The sequence below is a fragment of the Roseobacter sp. HKCC-CH-9351 genome (genome assembly GCF_037830295.1).
Classification (GTDB): Bacteria; Pseudomonadota; Alphaproteobacteria; order Rhodobacterales; family Rhodobacteraceae; genus M30B80.
The window spans coordinates 1816998-1835311 of the sequence record NZ_JBBLYM010000001.1; the positions used below are offsets into that span (position 1 = coordinate 1816998).

16 protein-coding genes are annotated in these 18314 nt (G+C 56.2%); 10 read left to right on the plus strand and 6 right to left on the minus strand.

Going from position 1 to position 18314, the window contains the following annotated elements:
- Positions 1-137 precede the first annotated feature (137 nt).
- A complete protein-coding gene (locus tag AAC632_RS09120) occupies positions 138-1685 on the plus strand; it encodes a trimethylamine methyltransferase family protein (protein ID WP_340296724.1) in 1548 nt (515 codons plus the stop codon).
- On the opposite strand, the gene AAC632_RS09125 is transcribed toward AAC632_RS09120, so the two are convergent.
- On the minus strand, positions 1640-1978 hold the full coding sequence (locus tag AAC632_RS09125; RefSeq protein ID WP_340296722.1) for a DUF6477 family protein: 339 nt from the start codon (positions 1976-1978) through the stop codon (positions 1640-1642). The genes AAC632_RS09120 and AAC632_RS09125 overlap by 46 nt on opposite strands.
- A gap of 115 nt (positions 1979-2093) precedes the next feature.
- On the opposite strand from AAC632_RS09125, the gene lipA reads away from it, so the two are divergent.
- Entirely contained in the window at positions 2094-3044 is a 951-nt protein-coding gene (gene lipA / locus AAC632_RS09130) for a lipoyl synthase (RefSeq protein ID WP_317654603.1), read from the plus strand.
- A 177-nt stretch (positions 3045-3221) separates the two neighbouring features.
- Here lipA and hpt read toward each other — a convergent pair whose 3' ends face one another.
- Positions 3222-3758 carry a hypoxanthine phosphoribosyltransferase gene (gene hpt, locus AAC632_RS09135; protein ID WP_340296720.1) on the minus strand — a complete coding sequence of 179 codons (537 nt, stop codon included), beginning with the start codon at positions 3756-3758 and terminating at the stop codon, positions 3222-3224.
- A gap of 78 nt (positions 3759-3836) precedes the next feature.
- Here hpt and AAC632_RS09140 point away from each other — a divergent pair, with 78 nt between their 5' ends.
- Complete coding sequence (locus tag AAC632_RS09140; RefSeq protein ID WP_340296718.1) at positions 3837-4289, plus strand: type II toxin-antitoxin system RatA family toxin; 453 nt, start codon at positions 3837-3839, stop codon at positions 4287-4289.
- A gap of 48 nt (positions 4290-4337) precedes the next feature.
- Here the strand turns inward: AAC632_RS09140 and AAC632_RS09145 are convergent, their stop codons facing one another.
- The 4 genes from AAC632_RS09145 to AAC632_RS09160 all read right to left on the minus strand — a co-directional run bounded on the left by AAC632_RS09145 (position 4338) and on the right by AAC632_RS09160 (position 7820).
- Complete coding sequence (locus AAC632_RS09145; protein ID WP_340296717.1) at positions 4338-5519, minus strand: ammonium transporter; 1182 nt, start codon at positions 5517-5519, stop codon at positions 4338-4340.
- 149 nt (positions 5520-5668) lie between these two features.
- On the minus strand, positions 5669-6148 hold the full coding sequence (locus AAC632_RS09150; protein WP_340296715.1) for a CinA family protein: 480 nt from the start codon (positions 6146-6148) through the stop codon (positions 5669-5671).
- On the minus strand, positions 6136-6624 hold the full coding sequence (locus tag AAC632_RS09155; RefSeq protein ID WP_340296713.1) for a phosphatidylglycerophosphatase A family protein: 489 nt from the start codon (positions 6622-6624) through the stop codon (positions 6136-6138). The genes AAC632_RS09150 and AAC632_RS09155 overlap by 13 nt, the downstream gene beginning before the upstream one ends.
- Positions 6621-7820 (minus strand): bifunctional 2-C-methyl-D-erythritol 4-phosphate cytidylyltransferase/2-C-methyl-D-erythritol 2,4-cyclodiphosphate synthase, encoded by a 1200-nt coding sequence (locus AAC632_RS09160; protein WP_340296711.1) that lies wholly within the window; start codon positions 7818-7820, stop codon positions 6621-6623. Before AAC632_RS09160 ends, AAC632_RS09155 begins: the two co-directional genes overlap by 4 nt.
- Positions 7821-8012: 192 nt before the next feature.
- Here AAC632_RS09160 and dusB point away from each other — a divergent pair, with 192 nt between their 5' ends.
- From dusB to AAC632_RS09195, 7 genes are all read left to right on the plus strand, one after another.
- Positions 8013-9017: a tRNA dihydrouridine synthase DusB gene (dusB, locus tag AAC632_RS09165; RefSeq protein ID WP_340296709.1), complete on the plus strand. Its 1005-nt coding sequence runs from the start codon at positions 8013-8015 to the stop codon at positions 9015-9017.
- Complete coding sequence (locus tag AAC632_RS09170; protein WP_340260695.1) at positions 9014-10081, plus strand: two-component system sensor histidine kinase NtrB; 1068 nt, start codon at positions 9014-9016, stop codon at positions 10079-10081. Before dusB ends, AAC632_RS09170 begins: the two co-directional genes overlap by 4 nt.
- Positions 10082-10096: 15 nt before the next feature.
- Positions 10097-11491 carry a response regulator gene (locus AAC632_RS09175; RefSeq protein WP_340296707.1) on the plus strand — a complete coding sequence of 465 codons (1395 nt, stop codon included), beginning with the start codon at positions 10097-10099 and terminating at the stop codon, positions 11489-11491.
- A 21-nt stretch (positions 11492-11512) separates the two neighbouring features.
- Positions 11513-13840: a sensor histidine kinase NtrY-like gene (locus AAC632_RS09180; RefSeq protein ID WP_340296705.1), complete on the plus strand. Its 2328-nt coding sequence runs from the start codon at positions 11513-11515 to the stop codon at positions 13838-13840.
- Positions 13841-13853: 13 nt separating this feature from the next.
- Entirely contained in the window at positions 13854-15242 is a 1389-nt protein-coding gene (gene ntrX, locus AAC632_RS09185) for a nitrogen assimilation response regulator NtrX (protein WP_340296704.1), read from the plus strand.
- A 108-nt stretch (positions 15243-15350) separates the two neighbouring features.
- The gene (gene trkA, locus AAC632_RS09190) at positions 15351-16727 is read left to right on the plus strand and encodes a Trk system potassium transporter TrkA (protein WP_340296703.1); all 1377 of its coding nucleotides are present in this window, start codon (positions 15351-15353) and stop codon (positions 16725-16727) included.
- 59 nt (positions 16728-16786) lie between these two features.
- A complete protein-coding gene (locus tag AAC632_RS09195) occupies positions 16787-18295 on the plus strand; it encodes a TrkH family potassium uptake protein (protein ID WP_340296701.1) in 1509 nt (502 codons plus the stop codon).
- The last annotated feature ends 19 nt before the right edge of the window (positions 18296-18314 follow it).

Here is an 18314-nt window from a genome sequence, read left to right on the forward strand (position 1 = left end):
AGCGCGAATGTCGCTTTCCCCTCGCAAATGGCGCAAATCGCCATCGCCCCCATTGTTTCGCAAGATAAAAGCGGCAACACACCTGCCCCGCAATTTGTGCGGGATTGAAATTTATGTCACTTCGAGAGGGCAAAATCATGAGCGAAGCAGCAGCAGATCGACGTCGGGGCAGAGGGGGTGGCGGAGCCGCCCGCCGTGCGGAGCGCAGCGCACCCAAACTTGAAGCGGCGAAATATATCGAACGCAAAATCCCCAATCTCGAAATCCTCTCGGACGAGGCGCTAGAGATCATCGAGGCGAATGCGGAAACTGTTCTCGAAGAGATCGGTGTCAATTTCGTGGAAAATCCCGAGGCGCTGAAGCGATGGAAAGATGTGGGGGCCGATGTCAACGGCGAGCGTGTGCGTTTTCCCAAGGGACTGCTGCGCAGCCTGATTAAAACCGCGCCGTCCTCGTTTATCCAACACGCCCGTAACCCAGAGCGCAGTGTTGAGATCGGCGGCAAATCTTTGGTGCTTGCCCCTGTTTATGGCCCTCCCTTTGTTTGGGACATTGTCGGCGGCCGCCGTTATGCGACTATGGCTGATTTTCAGAAATTCGTGAAACTGGGCTATATGTCGAAATGGCTGCACCATTCGGGTGGCACAGTGTGCGAACCTACCGATATTCCCGTCAACAAGCGCCATTTTGATATGCTTTATGCGCATATGAGCCTGAGCGATAAGCCCTTTATGGGGTCGGTCACCGAACCATCGCGGGCGCAAGACTCGGTTGATATGTGCAAAATTCTGTTCGGCGAAGACTTCGCGACCAATAACACGGTCATGACATCGCTGATCAATATCAATTCCCCGCTGACTTTCGATGCAACCATGATGGGCGCATTGGAGGTTTATGCTGCGAATAATCAGGCTTGCATCGTCTCGCCCTTTATCGTGGGGGGCGCGATGGCGCCTGTTTCGGTTATGGGCACGCTGACCCAAGTGTTGGCCGAGGTGATGGTGGCTGTCGCCTATAGCCAAATGATCCGCAAAGGCGCGCCTGTGATATTCGGGGCCTTTGTGACATCGATTGATATGAATTCAGGCGCACCAACATTTGGCACGCCAGAAGCTGCGCAAATCACCTATGGTGCAGGGCAATTGGCGCGCCGCTTAAACCTGCCTTACCGCTCGGCAGGGTCGTTTAACGGCTCGAAATTGCCCGATGCGCAGGCAGCCTATGAGACATCAAATTCGCTGAATATGGGTTTGCTGTCTGGCGTGAATTTCATGCTGCATGCTTGCGGTTGGCTTGAGGGCGGCTTGGCCGCAAGCCCTGAGAAATTCGTGCTTGATGCGGATCAGCTTGGCGTGTTGCACCATTTGGCGGCGGGTGTGCCGATTGACGAGAATGCCCAAGCGATGGATGCGTTGCGCGAGGTTGGCCCGGGCGGGCATTTCTTGGGCTGTGCGCACACACAGGCGAATTTCAAAACCGCCTTTTGGAAAACCAATGTGCTTGATTACAAGCCATATGAAACATGGGTTGATGAGGGCAGCCGTGACAGCGTGGCCTTGGCGGCTGCGCGGGTGGACAAAATGCTGTCTGAATATGTCCAGCCCGCGCTAGACCCCGCGGTTGACGAGGCCCTCAAGGCCTATATCGCGCAACGCAAATCTGAGATGCCAGACGCCTTTATCTGAGCGTCTAGGTCACTGGATCTTTCGCCGCCCCATGCCACAAGCTTGGGGCGGTTTTCTTTTCCGACAGTCGCATCTGTGCTTTTGCGCTCAGCCAGTTGGATCAGCGCGGCAAGGGTCGTGATATGTTGGGTGGGCGAGTAATGGGCAGCCCCTCTCAAGCGCGCAGTATTGAGGGCTTCTTCGCGTGCCAAAAGATCTTGGCTTGATTGGCGCAAGGGTTTTTGACCTGCGGCGGCAAAGCGCGCCGCACGCAAAAGAGAAGGCGGGCGGCGCATATCTTGAAGGGTGGTCATCAAACCCATCACGGCTTGGTGCCTGCTATGATCGACTGAGGCAATGTGATCTGTGGGGTTACAATCGTGTAGCAAAGGGATTAAATTACCCCCGCAACGTCACGGAGCCAGACCCATGCGCGACCTTAAATTGCCCGAGCAACGCCACCCAGAAAAGGCGCATCGCCCCGATCAGGCACAGCCGAAAAAACCCTCTTGGATTCGGGTGAAGGCCCCTGTTGGGGAAGGCTATAAGGCCACGCATAAAATCATGCGCGAGCATAAATTGACCACCGTTTGCGAGGAGGCGGGATGCCCCAATGTCGGCGAATGTTGGAGCCAAGGTCACGCCACGATGATGATTATGGGCGAGGTTTGCACCCGTGCCTGCACGTTTTGCAATATCGCAACCGGTAAGCCGCCCGAGGCCTTGGATGTCTTCGAACCGGGCCGCGTGGCCGATGCGGTTAAGAAACTTGGCCTGAACCACGTTGTCATCACTTCGGTGGATCGCGATGACATTGAGGATGGTGGGGCAGAACATTTTGCCCAGACCATTCGCGCTATTCGCCGTCAATCCCCTGACACGACCATCGAGATCCTGACCCCCGATTTTTTGAAATGCGACCCAAGTGTTTTGGAAATCGTGGTGCGTGCAAAGCCCGATGTGTTCAATCATAACCTCGAAACTGTGCCGGGTCTTTACCCTGAGGTGCGCCCTGGCGCGCGCTATTTCCATAGCCTGCGCCTGCTGCAGCGGGTCAAGGAGATGGATCCGACCATGTTCACCAAATCTGGTATCATGGTTGGCCTTGGGGAAGACCGCCAAGCCGTGTTGCAGGTGATGGATGACATGCGGGCCGCCGATATCGACTTTTTGACCATTGGCCAATATCTGCAGCCAACCCCGAAACATCACGCGGTGGATCGTTTTGTGACGCCAGAGGAATTCAAGGCCTATGAAAAGGCGGCCTTTGGCAAAGGGTTCTTGATGGTTTCGGCCACGCCTTTGACGCGGTCTAGCTATCATGCAGGTGATGATTTTGCCCGCCTCAAAGCGGCGCGTTTGGCAAAATTAGGTGCTTAAGGCAATTCTTTGAGATATTGCGCAATTGCGGCCCGATCATCGGGCTGCAGCATGGCCATGTTTCGGATCACATCGACCATATGGCCGGCCGCATCAACCATATTGGCCCCATCTTACACCCCCAAGACCGATTTAGCCCCTGTCATATGGGGGCAGATCGCCTTGGCTGCAATTGGCTTAGGTGAACCGCACGGCACCGATAAAGGGCAAATTGCGATTTCGTTGCGCATAATCAATGCCATAGCCCACAACAAAATGATCAGGAATCTCGAACCCCGTCCATGTGGCGCTGATGTCCACCTCGCGGCGCACGGGTTTATCCAAAAGTGCGATGGTTTCCAACCGCTTCGGATCGCGCGATTTTAACAGCGACAGAACATGGCTCAGGGTAAACCCCGTATCCACGATATCCTCGACAACCAACACATCGCGCCCCCCGATTTCGCCGCGTAAATCCTTGAGAATTCGCACCTCCCGTGAGGAGGTCATTTCATTCCCGTAGGAAGACGCCTCTAAGAAATCGACTTCAACAGGCAAGTTCAATTCGCGCAACAGATCCGCAATAAACATAAAAGATCCGCGCAAAAGCCCCACAACCACCAGTTTATCGGTATCCTCAAATCGCGCTTCAATCTCGCGTGCCAGTTCCTCGATCCGCGCGGCAATGGCCTTGGCCGAGATTAAAACGTCAATTTCATAGGGGCGATCTGTCATTTTCTTGCGCTCATTACCTTGAATTCCGCCGCCATATCTAAGACATCACAAGGTGCAAAGAAAGATGAAAGGCTGTCTATGCCCTCCCATTCCGAGACGCGCACGCTGCCCTATCGCGCCCATGAGATCTATGATCTTGTGGCGGATGTGGCGCGCTATCCTGAATTCATTCCTTGGGCCGTGGCCGCACGCGTGCGCAGTGTGACAGATCAGGGCGACCATCGCGAAATGTTGGCGGATTTAATCGTGGGTTTTAAGATGTTCCGCGAAAAATTTGGCAGCCGCGTGCGCCTGTTCGATGCAGAAATGCGGATTGAAACCGCCTATATTGATGGGCCTTTTTACCACATGATTTCCAATTGGCGCATGCGTGATTTGCCCGAGGGCGGGTGTGAGGTCAGCTTTGATGTGGATTTCGAATTCAAAAACCGCCTGCTGCAAGGGGCGGCAGGCATGTTTTTCCATGAGGCGATGACGCGGATTGTGCGCGCCTTTGAGGCCCGCGCAGAGGCGTTATATGGGAAAAAATAAAAAGCGGGCCTGACAGCCCGCTTTCATGTCATCAGGTAAATCCCTGATTTAGCTGCTCATATCATAGGCGCGTTCACCATGGACGCTGAGATCAAGGCCATTTACCTCGGTCTCTGCATCCACGCGCAGCGGCGTGATCATGCCAACCAGTTTTACAAGGGCCACGGTCAAGACGATGGTATATGCGCCCACTACCGCCAAGGCACCCAGCTGCGCCACCCATGCACCCTGTCCAAAAACGGCGATCATGATGGTGCCGAAAATCCCGCCCACACCATGCACAGCGAAGACATCCAATGTGTCGTCAATCTTGACCTTATTGCGGATCAAATTCACCGCCTCTTGGCAAAGAATGCCTGCAATTGTCCCGATGATCAGCGCCGCCACAGGCCCGACAAAGCCAGAGGCCGGGGTGATAGAGGCCAAACCTGCAATCGTGCCCGTGACGACACCCACAAGCGAGGTCTTGCCGTATTTCACGCGCTCCCAGAGCCCCCAGCTGAGCGAGGCTGCTGCGGCAGAAATATGGGTGACCGTCAGCGCCATTGCCGCGCCGCCATCCGCCGCTAGCTGACTGCCGCCGTTAAAGCCGAACCAACCCACCCACAGCATCGCGGCCCCGATCATCACAAAGCCCGGATTATGGGGGGGCGTGGTTTGATTTTTCCGCGCGCCCAAGAAAATTGCGATCACCAAAGCCGCAAGGCCTGCGGTTTCATGCACCACAATCCCGCCCGCGAAATCGCGCACGCCTGTCTCGCCAAAGATGCCACCATCCGACATCATGCCGCCGCCCCAGATCCAATGCACGACAGGCGCATAAACGATCAGCATCCAAAGCGCAGAAAACAAAAGCACAAAGCCAAATCCAACCCGTTCCACATAGGCGCCCACAATCAAGGCGGGCGTGATAATGGCAAAGGTCATTTGGAACGCAAAAAACAGGATTTCCGGCAGGCTGCCAGACAGGCTATCTGCGGTGACCCCGTTGAGAAATGCCTTGTCCAATCCGCCCCAAAATCCTGATGTGCCAGATCCAAAGGCGATGGAGTAGCCAAAAGCGAGCCATAAAATCGACATCAAACAGGCGATTGCGTAGCAATGCATAAACACGCTGAGCACGTTACGCGCACGCACCAACCCCCCATAGAAAAGCGCCAAGCCTGGCAAGGTCATGAATAGAACCAACGCTGTGGCGACTATGATCCACGCTGTATCGGCAGCATTCATTGCATCGTCCCTTCTTTTTTCATTTGCCCGCCTCAAAGCGGGATTCATCTGACGAAAAAAGAGGCAAGCTGTGAAATGGTCGATGAAATCTTGGTCAATCTTCAAATTGGCGCGAAATTAATGCGCAAATTACACGCTGTGATTAAATTTTAATCGTTTTGCGAAATGGTGTGGTGCAGCAGGCGCAAGGCGTAATCGCGCGCGGCGATGCGCACATTCGCGCGTCCAAGCGCACCAAAATCCACTTGCTCAAGCGCCACACCCGCAGGGCTTGCAAGGCCAAAGCAAACGCGGCCCTCAGGTTTATGCGCGCTGCCCCCTGGCCCTGCGATGCCTGTAATCGACACGGCCATCTCGACCCCCGCACGGGTTTTGGCCCCAAGGGCCATTTCACGCGCCACCTCGTTTGAAACCGCGCCAAACGCCGCAAGCGTCTCAGGCGATACATTGAGAAGGTCAATTTTGGCCTGATTGGAATAGGTGACAAAGCCGCGCTCAAATACGGCGCTTGATCCCGCAATATCGGTAAGCGCGGCACTGACCATCCCGCCCGTGCAGCTTTCGGCAGTGGCGATGCGCAGCCCCTTGTCGCGGGCCGTCTGGATGATATCCGCGCTTAAATCAGCCATAGATGCGCAATGGCGGCCAGAATTGCGACCACAAGCGCGGCAAGCCAGCCTGCAATCACATCATCCATCATCACCCAAACCCCGCCGCGCTTGGCATCTGCCCAAGCCACGGGGGCGGGTTTCCATATGTCGAAAAGACGAAACGCGATAAAGGCTGTCAGAATGCCTGGCCACAGCGCCAAGATAGAGACATCTGCGAAGATCGCCCCATAAGAGACGGGCCAAAGCGCGATCCATTGCCCTGCAACCTCGTCAATCACGAATTCCGAAGGGTCATCTTCGGCGCCATTGCGGATTTCTGTTTCAATCGCCCATGATCCAAGGGCAAAGACGGCGATTGTCGCCGTGGCAAGCAGCCAAAACCCGCCCAATTCATGCAAGGCCCATGCAAGCGGCAGCGCGGCCAAGCTGCCCCATGTGCCAGGGGCAGGGCGCATGCGACCCACGCCAAAAACAGTTGCAATCCAATATGTCATGGTTTCACCAATGTGACTGTGGCCATCGCCGCGATCCCTTCCTTGCGGCCTGTAAAGCCCAGTTTCTCGGTTGTTGTGGCTTTGACCGATACGCGATCTTGGTCGATACTCAGCAATTCTGCCAAACGCGCACGCATCGCGGCTGAGACGGGCCCGATCTTTGGGGCCTCGCACATGAAGGTCAGATCAACATTACTGATCCCATAGCCACGCGATGCTGCCAGTTTGACCGCATGAATGAGGAAAATGTCGCTTGGCGCGCCTTTCCATTGCGGGTCGGATGGCGGGAAATGGGTGCCAATATCCCCTTCGGCCAAGGCCCCGTAAATCGCATCTGTTACAGTGTGCAACCCAACATCCGCGTCCGAATGCCCTTTGAGCGCGCGATCATGTGGAATTTTCACCCCGCAGAGGATCACGTGATCCCCCGCGCAAAAGGCATGAACATCAAAGCCATTACCAATCCGAATATTCATTGCGCCGTTTGCCCCTATGACATGGCCCGCGCGGATAAAATCCCCCGCTGTGGTCAGTTTAAAATTTTGTTCATCCCCCGCAACCACCTTAATTTTCACGCCATGCGCAAGGGCAATGGCGACATCATCCGCGGCGTCTTCGCCTGCGGCTGCATAGGCCTGTGAAATGGTGGAATAATGAAAGGCTTGTGGCGTTTGTGCGCGAAACAACCCATCTCGAGATTGAATTTGTGAAACGTGGCCTTCGCCCGCGCGCCACAGGGCATCGGTCATGGGCAGGGCAGGTGCGGCAGCAAAACAGCTGGGTTCGCGCAGCGCGGCAATCACATCTTGCACGATGCGGGCCGCCACAAAGGGGCGCGCAGCATCATGGATCAAGACATGGGCGGTTTTATCATTCACAGCGGCCAAACCCGCCTGCACTGAGGCGCTGCGCGTGGCCCCGCCAAGGGCGAATGTAAGTCGCGCGGCATCCGCGCCAAGCGCCTCACGGGCGAGCGCCTCATCATCGGAGTGAATAACCACGATGGTTTGCGCGAAATCCGCAGCATCCCAGAGCGCCCGAACGGCGCGGCGCAAAACAGGGACGCCCCCCAAACTGCGATATTGTTTGGGCAAACCGCCGCCTGCGCGCGTGCCCCGACCCGCGGCCACAACCAGCGCCACGAGCGGTGCGGCCGTGAAAGAGTGTGCGGTGTGGGATGGGCCAGATTTATCCATGGATCAGGTGATAGGGGCTAAGCCTATGACGCACAATACGGATCAGCGTCCTGCACATTTTTTGGTCGTGGTGATTAAATATTGTGCATTTGTGTAAATTGCCCCAGTATAAAGTCGCGTTTCTTTTGATCTCCCGCCCCAAAGCAGATTACGCCAAACCCATCTGCACAAAGAATAGGCAGCATAGCGCACATGCCCATCCAACTTGGCGATATCACTCTTGACCCGCCCGTCTTTCTGGCCCCGATGGCGGGGATCACCGATTTGCCTTATCGCAAATTGGTTGCGTCTTTCGGGGCGGGGTTGGTCGTCTCAGAGATGGTAGCAAGCCAAGATATGGTCAATGCCAAGCCCGCCGCCCGCGCGAAGGCCGAGCTTGGGTTCGGCATTGCGGCCTCGGCCGTTCAATTGGCTGGCCGCGATCCCCATTGGATGGGGGAGGCCGCCCGCATGGCAGAGGCTGAAGGGGCAAGGATCATTGATATCAATATGGGCTGCCCTGCGAAAAAGGTCACATCTGGCTCAGGTGCGGGGGCCTGTGGGGCGGCTTTGCTGCGCGATCTGTCTCATGCCCGCGCCGTGCTTGAGGCGGTGACACGTGCTGTTTTGGTTCCTGTCACCCTTAAGATGCGCCTTGGTTGGGATGATGCCTGCGAAAACGCACCACAGGTCGCCCGTATGGCCCAAGATTTGGGGATTGCCATGCTAACCGTGCATGGCCGCACACGCGCACAGTTCTATAAGGGCCATGCCAATTGGCAGGCCATTCGCGCGTTTCGTGAGGTGGTTGATATTCCGCTGATTGCCAATGGCGATATCGTGGATGCGCAAAGCGCCACGCGGGCGATGGCGCAATCGGGGGCAAATGGCGTCATGGTGGGGCGCGCTGCGCAAGGGCGGCCTTGGGTGCTGCGCGATATCGCGGCGGGTCTATCGGGTCAGACGCGCGCTGATACCCCCAAAGGTGCGGCTCTTTTTCAGATAATCGCGCGCCATTACGAGGATATGCTGTCCTTTTACGGCAAAACACTGGGGGCAAAGGTCGCCCGCAAGCATCTGGGTTGGTATCTGGATGCGGCTGGTGTTGGGGATGCACCACGCCGTGCCGTGTTGACCTCAGATGACCCCGAACAGGTGTTGCGCCTGCTGCGCGCGGCGCTAACCGATGGGCACGCACAAACGGGCTGCGCCGCATGAGCCCTGTCACATCTGACATGATCTGGTCATCCTTGCCAATCCCCGGGCTGATTATTGACGGGGGCGATTTGATCCTATCGGTCAATCCTGCGGCTGAGACATTTCTGAACGCATCCGAACGCAGTTTGACAGGCAACCCTGTCTGGGATCGCGTCTTTGTGGATGCCCCGATGGAGGAGGCTTTGGCCCGCGTGCGTCAAGGTCAATCCGCGCTTTTTGTGGGCGGTGTGGATGTTGGCACAGGATCCAAAAAACCAGTATCTTGTGACGTGCAGCTTGCCCCTGTGAGCGAGGGGGGCGATCAGGTGATGATGCTGCTTGAAAGCCGCGAATTGGCGGGGCGGCTTGATCGGGGGTTGGTCAGTAAATCCGCCGCGCGATCAGCCATTGGTATGGCCGAGATGCTGGCCCATGAGATCAAAAACCCGCTTGCGGGTATCACGGGTGCGGCGCAGTTGATTTCGATGAATGCCAGCGGCGAAGACCGTGAGCTGACCGATCTCATCGTAGAGGAAACGCGGCGTATCGTAAAACTGCTTGAGCAGGTTGAAGAATTCGGAAATCTGCGTCCGCCTGAATGTAAGGCGGTTAATATCCACGATATCCTTGATCGCGCGCGCAAATCTGCGGCGGTGGGGTTTGCTGCGCATATGCGCATTTTGGATCAATATGACCCGTCTTTGCCGCCGACTTGGGTGGACTCAGATCAGATTTTGCAGGTGTTCTTGAACCTTTTGAAAAACGCCGCCGAAGCGGGCCGTGAAGGGGGCACAATCACCATTCGCAGTTTTTACGAGGCGGGCTTGCGACTGCGCAAACGCGATGGCAGCGCCGCATCTATGCCCCTGCAGGTCGAGATCATTGACGATGGCCCAGGCATTGCGCCCGAGCGTCAAAGCGAAATTTTTGAACCCTTTGTATCGGGGCGCGAAAATGGCACGGGGCTTGGCCTTGCCTTGGTTTCTAAAATCATTTCCGACCACGATGGCTGGATCGCGCTGGACAGCGTGCCGGGCCGAACTGTGTTTCGGATATCTTTGCCAATCGCGCCGCGCGGCGTGTGAGTAGGAGTTGAGACGATGGATGGCACCGTTCTGGTTGCAGATGATGACCGCACAATCCGCACTGTATTGACGCAGGCGTTGACGCGGGCAGGGTGCAAGGTTCACGCAACCTCTAGCTTGATGACGCTGATGCGATGGGTCGAAGAAGGCAAGGGCGATCTGGTGATCTCTGATGTGGTCATGCCCGATGGCAATGGCCTTGAGACATTGCCGAAGATCACGGAAACGCGCCCCGGCCTGCCGGTCATAATCATATCGGCCCAAAATACGATCATGACGGCGATCCAAGCCGCCGAAAAAGATGCCTATGATTATTTGCCGAAACCCTTTGACTTGCCAGATTTGATGAAACGCGCGGCCCGCGCGCTGGATCAAAAGCGGCGGGCGGCTGTTGCGCCGCCTGCGCGGGATACTGGCGCCGATGGTGAGGCGCGCGCCACTGTCGCGCAACATGATTTACCGCTTGTGGGGCGCACGGCTGCGATGCAGGCGCTCTATCGATTGGTTGCGCGGGTGATGAACACCGATCTGCCCGTTCTGATTTCTGGCGAAAGCGGCACGGGCAAAAGCCTGATTGCGCGGGCGATCCATGATTTCTCAGACCTTCGCACGCTGCCTTTTGTTGTGGCAAGCGCCGATGATCTTGAGGGGGTCGATGGCCCCTCCACGCTGCTTGCGCGGGCCAAGGGCGGCTCGATCCTCTTTGATGAGGTGTCTGATCTCAGCGATGAGGCGCAGGCCCGTATCGTGCGTCTGCTTGACACGATGCGCGAGAATGATGCCCGTGTAATGGCCACAAGCCAGCGCGATCTGTCCGAAAAAATGGATGCAGGCGATTTCCGCCAAGATTTATTCTACCGCCTTGGGGGCGTGTCGATTTCTGTGCCTTCTTTGCGCGAAAGGGTTGATGATATTGCGCTTTTGGCCGAGCATTTCTTGATCCGCGCTGAACGCGATGGCATGCCCTTGCGCCGCTTGTCCGATGATGCGGTTGAATTGATGCGCGCCTATTCATGGCCGGGAAATGTGCGGCAATTGGAAAACACCATTCGCCGTTTGGTGGTCACAGGGCAGGGCGAAGAAATCGCGCGTGCCGAATTGCAAATTGTGCTTGGCAATCAGCCCGCGATGGAGCCATTTACGGGCGGCGGCGATGGGGATCGTTTATCCGCCTCTGTGGCCAAGCATTTGCGGCGTTATTTTGATCTCCATGGCGGTGTTTTGCCGCCCCCTGGCTTGCACGCACGAATCCTGCGTGAAGTTGAAACGCCCCTTTTGGAAATCGCGCTTGAGGCCACGGGTGGCAATCAGGCGAAATGCGCCGATTTGCTCGGGATCAATCGAAATACCCTCAGAAAGAAAGTCTCTGATCTCGATATCCGCGTGACACGGCGGCGCAAATTGATGTAAACCCGCCACAGGGCGTGACATATGGGCGACATATGGCGCGCGTCAGGCGAAATTCGTGGCCGCTTTTGCGGGCCGCGTAAAAGACAGGCGGGGCAGGTGGCAAAGCCATCAAATGATAAGGCGATATCGGCTTGGCGCCGATTGATCCTGTTACAAAGCACCAAACGCTTGCGCAATGCAGGCACATTGGGGCTTGTAACGCTCGGGCCTGTGTTGGCGCTTTTGACCTTTTTGGTGCTTGGCCCGCTTGGCGATTTAGCCTCTTCGCCTGCCTTGCGCCTGATCTTGTTGGCGGATTTGGTCTACATTCTTGTAATTGCCGCGCTCGTGGCGCGCCAAGTGGTGCGGATGATCGCAGCACGGCGCAGCCGCTCGCAAGGATCGCGATTGCATATGCGCCTGACAGGTGTGTTTGCGATTGTTGCACTTTTGCCGACCATTCTGGTCGCGGTCTTTGCAACCATTACCTTGAACATGGGACTTGAAGGATGGTTTTCGACCCGCGTTTCAGGCGCGCTTGGCAATTCGGTGGATGCGGCCATTGCTTATCAACAAGAACATCGCACGGATTTAGACAAGGATGTGCGCGCCTTTGCGGCCTTTTTGGACAATGCCGCCCGCAATGACGGGGCTGCCACCGATGGCGACCTTCGCCGCCTTTTGGGGCAAGGGCAGGGCCTTATCCAACGTGGTCTGCGTGAGGCCTATGTGATCAGTGCAACAGGCGAAATTCGCGCGCGCGGGGAGCGCTCGTATTTATTTGATTATGATCAACCCAGTGACCCTGATCTTATCCGTGCGGCTGAGGGTGAGGTGGTGTTGATCGAAGATCGCGCCCAAAACGAGTTTCGCGCCCTGCTGAAGCTCTCGCAATATCTTGACCGCTATCTCTATGTCAGCCGCGAGGTGGATGGGCAGATTATGTCACTGCTTGATGAAACCCAACAAACTGTGCAGCTTTACAGACAATTGGAAAATGAGCGCGGGCGCGTTTTATTCGAATTTGGCCTGCTCTATATTGGCTTTGCGCTGATTGTGATCATGGCGGCCATTTGGTTGGGGCTGTGGTTTGCCGAACGTCTGTCGCGTCCTGTGGGGCGTTTGGCCGCCGCCGCCGAACGGATCGGTGAAGGTGATCTTGAGGCGCGCGTGCCTGAGGAAAAAAGCGGCGATGAAATCGCAACGCTTGGCCGCGTGTTTAACCAGATGACCTTGCAACTGAAGGCGCAGCGCGATCGCTTGGTTGAACAAAATGATAGAACCGAGGGGCAAAGACGCCTCTTTGATAGTGTGCTTGGCTCAGTTACGGCCGGCGTGATTGGTGTCACAGCAGAGGGCGATGTTGAGTTTATCAACCGCTCTGCGCAGCGGCTTTTGAGTCTGTCTGAAGATGAATTGCACCATCACGGTGCCTTGGCGGTGCTTGTGCCTGAATTTGCTGATCTGCCCTCGCGCTTGCGGGAACGGGGCAGCGATACGTTGCAAGAGGAATTGCGCCTCACCCGTAATGGGGCGCAAGAGACGCTTTTGGTGCGCATCGCGGTGCGGGGGCGCAGTGATGGCGCGATTGAGGGATATGTGGTTGCGTTTGATGATGTCAGCGATTTGGTCGCGGCACAGCGCATGGCCGCATGGGGCGATGTCGCTCGGCGCATTGCACATGAGATCAAAAATCCACTCACCCCTATTCGTTTGTCAGCGGAACGTGCGGCGCGTAAATTTACTAATATTTTGCCCGAAGAAGACGGTCAAAGCCTGAAAGAGTTGACCGATGTTATCGTGCGCCAGACCAATGATCTGGCCCATATTGTGGATGAGTTCTCGCGCTTTGCGCGTATGCCTGAACCAAGCCGCCGCCGTGAGGATATCGCCAAACTGTTGGAGGGGGTTGTGACCCTTCAACGCGCAGGTCAGCCTGAGGTTGAGATCACCCTCACAAAGCCCGAAGGCGAGATTTTGGCCGAGATTGACGCAACCATGATTGGGCAAGCGTTTACCAATTTGATCAAAAACGCGGGCGAGGCCATCGAAACATATCGCGAGAAACATCCACAAACGCCCCATCACGGCGAGGTTCGTGTGGCTTTGGCGATTGAAACTGGTGCTGCGCAGCCCGTGCTAAAAATCACAATCAGCGACAATGGAATTGGCCTGCCCGAAGACCGCGCGCGCCTCTTCGAGCCCTACGTCACCACCCGTGAAAAGGGGACGGGGCTTGGCCTGCCGATTGTGAAAAAAATAATCGAAGAACATGGCGCAAGCCTAGAATTGAGAGATGCGCCGCCATTTGGGGATGGCGCGCATCAAGGAGCGCAGGCGGTGATCCACCTGCCGTTAATGATTGGCTAAATGAGGGGTATTCATGGCTGATATACTTGTTGTCGATGATGAGCGTGATATTCGCGAATTGGTTTGCGACATTCTGCAGGATGAGGGGTTTTCCACGCGCATGGCGGGAAATTCCGATGAATGCATGGCGCAATTGCAGCAAGAGCTGCCCGCGCTGATCATCCTCGATATTTGGCTTAAAGACAGCCATATGGATGGGATTGATATCCTCAAAACGGTCAAGCGCGATATGCCGGAAGTGCCCGTGGTCATCATTTCTGGTCATGGGAATATCGAAATCGCGGTGGCTGCGATTAAACAGGGGGCTTATGATTTTATTGAAAAGCCCTTTAATATTGATCAGCTATTGGTGGTCATTCGCCGCGCTATGGAAACGTCCAAACTGCGCCGCGAGAATTCGGCACTGAAACGTGGCGAGATGCGGTTTGGAGAAATGCTTGGGCAATCTGCCACCTTTCGCAATCTCAAATCACAATTGGATAAGGTCACGAAATCCAATGGTCGCGTGATGCTAACAGGCCCTGCGGGCAGTGGCAAAGAGATGGCCGCGCGCTATATTCATGCGCATTCCAACCGTTCGGACGGGCCTTTTGTCACTGTGGCCTGTGCCGCGATTGCACCTGATCAGATGGAGGTGGTGCTATTTGGCCGCGAAAGCCCCGAACGCGGGGTTGAGCAGGGGTTACTTGAGCAGGCAAATGGCGGTGTTTTGCTGCTTGATGAGGTGGCGGATATGCCCCTTGGCACGCAGTCGAAAATCTTGCGGGTTTTGGTCGATCAGGCCTTTACCCGCGTTGGCGGTGCTTCAAAGGTGCATGTGGATTTGCGGGTGATTTCCTCGACCACAAAACATCTGCCAAACGAAATTTCCGAAGGTCGCTTCCGCGAGGAGCTGTATCATCGCCTCAATGTTGTGCCGATTGAGGTGCCAAGCCTTGAAGCGCGCAGCGAAGATATTCCCGTCTTGGCTGACTATTTCATCGAGATGTTCCACCGCGAGCAAGGTCTGGCTTTGCGCAAAATTGCCGATGATGCGATGGCAACTTTGCAAACCATGCGCTGGCCAGGCAATGTGCGCCAATTGCGCAACTTGATTGAGCGCGTCTTGATCTTGGGCGAGGGGACAGGCCCGATCAGCTTGGATGATCTTCCTATGAGCGATGAAGGAAAATCAGACACCAGTGAGGCCAGCCTCTCACCGGGTTTGACCATGCTGCCCTTGCGCGAGGCGCGTGAATTGTTCGAACGGCAATATCTGATGGCCCAGATCAACCGCTTTGGCGGCAATATTAGCCGGACTGCGGGCTTTGTCGGGATGGAGCGCAGCGCGCTGCACCGCAAGCTGAAATCGCTCGGCGTGGTGACATCTGGCAAGACGCAAGCAGGCGAAGAGGTGGAGTAAGCCACGATCATGCGGGTGGGTATTGGCAATTGACCCCGTGCTGGGTTTCTGCCAATCCTGATCCCCTTGAAGGCGCACTGAACGTTATCGCGTAAGGATACGGGAAAGATGAAAGTCATCATTTGTGGCGCGGGCCAGGTGGGTTGGCAAATTGCGCGACATCTTTCAGGCGAAAGCAACGATGTAACGGTGGTGGATAACAACCCCGAATTGGTGCGCCGTGCGTCCGATACGTTGGATGTGCAGGGCCTCACGGGGTTTGCCAGCCACCCCGATGTGCTTGAGCGCGCAGGGGCGCGCGATGCCGATATGGTTATCGCAGCTACTTATTCTGATGAGGTGAACATGGTCACCTGTCAGGTGGCGCACTCGGTCTTCGGGGTTCCGCGCAAAATCGCGCGATTGCGCGCGCAATCCTACCTCAAGGCGGATTATTCCGATCTCTATCGCAGGGATCACCTGCCCATTGATGTTGTAATTTCCCCCGAACGCGAGGTGGCCGAGGCCGCATTGCGCCGCTTGTCACAACCCGCAAGTTTTGAGTCCGAGGTATTCCTCAGCGGCAAGGTGCAGCTGCTTGGCATTCAGCTTGAGGATGACAGCCCCGTCTTGGAAACCCCGTTGCGTCAGTTGACGGAATTGTTCTCGACCTTGCGCGCGATGGTCGTGGGGGTGCGCCGTGACGGTACGCTTTTTGCCCCCGAACCTCGCGATCAGCTTTTTGCAGGGGATCAGATTTACGTCTTTACCCATACGGATGATGCGGCGCGCACCCTTGAGATTTTTGGCAAAACGCAATCGCGTCAAGAACGTGTGGTAATCATTGGCGGGGGCAATGTGGGTCTTGCTGTTGCGCGCAAATTGGAAAGTGCTGCACATCGTCCCCGCGTGCGTCTGATCGAGGCCAATCGCGCCCGCGCTGAACGGGCGGCAGATGCGTTGGAACGCTCGATCGTGCTTTATGGCGATGGCATGGATATCGAGATCCTGCGCGAGGCGGGGATTGATAAATCCGATGCCGTTCTTTGCGTCACGGATGACGATAAAACCAACCTTCTCGCCTCTGTGCGCGCCAAGGCCGAAGGGGCAGGTATGGCGATTGCGCTTGTGAATGATCCTACTATGGTGCCGATGATGGGCCCATTGGACATTGATGCCTATGTCAACCCGCGTGCAACCACAGTGTCGAGCATCCTGCGCCATATCCGCCATGGCCGTGTGCAAGGGGTTTATTCAATTGGCGATGCCGAGGCCGAGATCATCGAGGCCGAAGTAATGTCGACCTCGCCGCTTGCGGGTAAGCAAATCCGCGATATCGAATTCCCCGAGGGCGTTTTGGTTGGGGCGCTGCTGAAAGCGGGGGATGTGATCCGCCCAGCAGGCTCGACCCGTTTGGATGAGGGCGATATCATCGTGATGTTCGCCTTGTCGAAAGATGTGCCTGCGGTCGAGGCCCTGTTGCAAGTCTCGGTCGATTTCTTTTAAGCGCCGCCGCTGCGGCCCGCCCGTCTAGTCAGCCCGTGAAGTCAACCCATGAAGTCAGTATGAGCATTGGTCAAAGCATCGCTAAACTGCCGCTGTTCGTGATCCTCATCGGGATTTCAGCAGGGGCGATGTTATTGCCCTCAATCGTGGCTTTGGGGCAAGACGACATGCCAACAAGCCGCGTCTTCTTTTACAGCGCGATTTTATTCTTCATTCTGGCAATGCTTCTTGGGTTTGTAACCACCAGTTCCGCGCAGGTGCAAACGGGGTGGACACAGCTGATCACCTTGCTTTTGGCCTATCTGCTTTTGCCGCTGATCTTGGCCTTTCCTATGGATGCCTCCATGGAGGATGCCCGCTTTTTCACCTGTTATATCGATATGGTTTCGAGCCTGACCACGACAGGCGCAAGCTTCTTTGATGCAGAACGCCTCAGCGATCCGTTGGTGATGTGGCGCGCGACTGTGGGGTGGTTTGGCGGTTTCTTAATCTGGCTCTCTGCGATTGCGATTTTGGCACCGCTTAATTTGGGCGGCTATGAGGTGACATCCGAGGCGCAGGTGCAGGGGCTTCAGACCCGATCAGCAGGGCAGATGCGCGCCGCTTCGCCAGAGCAGCGCCTTGTCAAACATGCACGCCGCTTGGCTCCGACCTATATCGCCTTGACGATTATCTTATGGGTTTTGCTGATGATCACGGGGTCGGAAAGCTTGCCCGCGCTGATCCATGCAATGTCAACCTTGTCCACATCGGGGATCAGTTTGAATGGTCAAATCGGCTCTGTTGGAGCCGAGGCGATGGTTTTGATTTTCTTTGTATTTGCCCTGTCACGCCGCAGCTTTACCCATGCGTTGAACCGCGAATACCCACGCCGCATGTTAAAAGATCGCGAAGTGCGTCTGGCCTTGGCCGCAATTGTGATCGTGCCTGCGCTGTTGTTCCTGCGCCATTGGTTTGGCGCCATTGAGACGGAAACAGCGCGGTTTTCAGATGCGGTGGCATCCCTATGGGGGGGCATTTTCACCGTGGCCTCTTTCCTGACCACCACGGGCTTTGTCAGCCAAGGCTGGGATGCTGCAAGCCAATGGTCGGGCATCGATGCGCCGGGCATGGTGTTGATCGGTCTGGCCCTGATGGGGGGTGGGGTTGCGACCACGGCGGGCGGGGTGAAATTGCTGCGGGTTTACGCGCTCTATAAGCACGGGTTGCGCGAGGTCGAGAAACTGATCCACCCGCATTCCGTTGCGGGCGCAGGCCGCTTGGGGCGGCGCATCCGCCGTGAGGGGGCCTATATCGCATGGGTGTTTTTCATGCTTTTGACCCTCTCCATGGCGCTGTTCATGTGTCTTTTGGCGGCCACGGGCCTTGATTTTGAGACAGCCATGATTTTGACCATCCTTGCGCTCACCACCACAGGGCCTTTGGCCGCTGTTGGGGGTGAAACGGCGATCAGCTTTACGGCTCTGAATGACCTTGCCAAGATGTTATTGGCCTTTGCGATGATTGTGGGGCGGATGGAGACATTGGTTCTGGTCGCATTGATATCGCCACGGTTCTGGCGCGGTTAATATATATTTTTTCACCTTT

Coding starts and splice junctions, on each gene's coding strand:
- dusB (WP_340296709.1), top strand. CDS start 8,013: ATGCCCATCCAACTTGGCGATATCACTCTTGACCCGCCCGTCTTTCTG.
- AAC632_RS09195 (WP_340296701.1), top strand. CDS start 16,787: ATGAGCATTGGTCAAAGCATCGCTAAACTGCCGCTGTTCGTGATCCTC.
- AAC632_RS09150 (WP_340296715.1), bottom strand. CDS start 6,148: ATGGCTGATTTAAGCGCGGATATCATCCAGACGGCCCGCGACAAGGGG.
- AAC632_RS09160 (WP_340296711.1), bottom strand. CDS start 7,820: ATGGATAAATCTGGCCCATCCCACACCGCACACTCTTTCACGGCCGCA.
- lipA (WP_317654603.1), top strand. CDS start 2,094: ATGCGCGACCTTAAATTGCCCGAGCAACGCCACCCAGAAAAGGCGCAT.
- AAC632_RS09125 (WP_340296722.1), bottom strand. CDS start 1,978: ATGACCACCCTTCAAGATATGCGCCGCCCGCCTTCTCTTTTGCGTGCG.
- AAC632_RS09170 (WP_340260695.1), top strand. CDS start 9,014: ATGAGCCCTGTCACATCTGACATGATCTGGTCATCCTTGCCAATCCCC.
- AAC632_RS09155 (WP_340296713.1), bottom strand. CDS start 6,624: ATGACATATTGGATTGCAACTGTTTTTGGCGTGGGTCGCATGCGCCCT.
- hpt (WP_340296720.1), bottom strand. CDS start 3,758: ATGACAGATCGCCCCTATGAAATTGACGTTTTAATCTCGGCCAAGGCC.
- trkA (WP_340296703.1), top strand. CDS start 15,351: ATGAAAGTCATCATTTGTGGCGCGGGCCAGGTGGGTTGGCAAATTGCG.
- AAC632_RS09120 (WP_340296724.1), top strand. CDS start 138: ATGAGCGAAGCAGCAGCAGATCGACGTCGGGGCAGAGGGGGTGGCGGA.
- AAC632_RS09175 (WP_340296707.1), top strand. CDS start 10,097: ATGGATGGCACCGTTCTGGTTGCAGATGATGACCGCACAATCCGCACT.
- ntrX (WP_340296704.1), top strand. CDS start 13,854: ATGGCTGATATACTTGTTGTCGATGATGAGCGTGATATTCGCGAATTG.
- AAC632_RS09140 (WP_340296718.1), top strand. CDS start 3,837: ATGCCCTCCCATTCCGAGACGCGCACGCTGCCCTATCGCGCCCATGAG.
- AAC632_RS09145 (WP_340296717.1), bottom strand. CDS start 5,519: ATGAATGCTGCCGATACAGCGTGGATCATAGTCGCCACAGCGTTGGTT.
- AAC632_RS09180 (WP_340296705.1), top strand. CDS start 11,513: ATGGGCGACATATGGCGCGCGTCAGGCGAAATTCGTGGCCGCTTTTGC.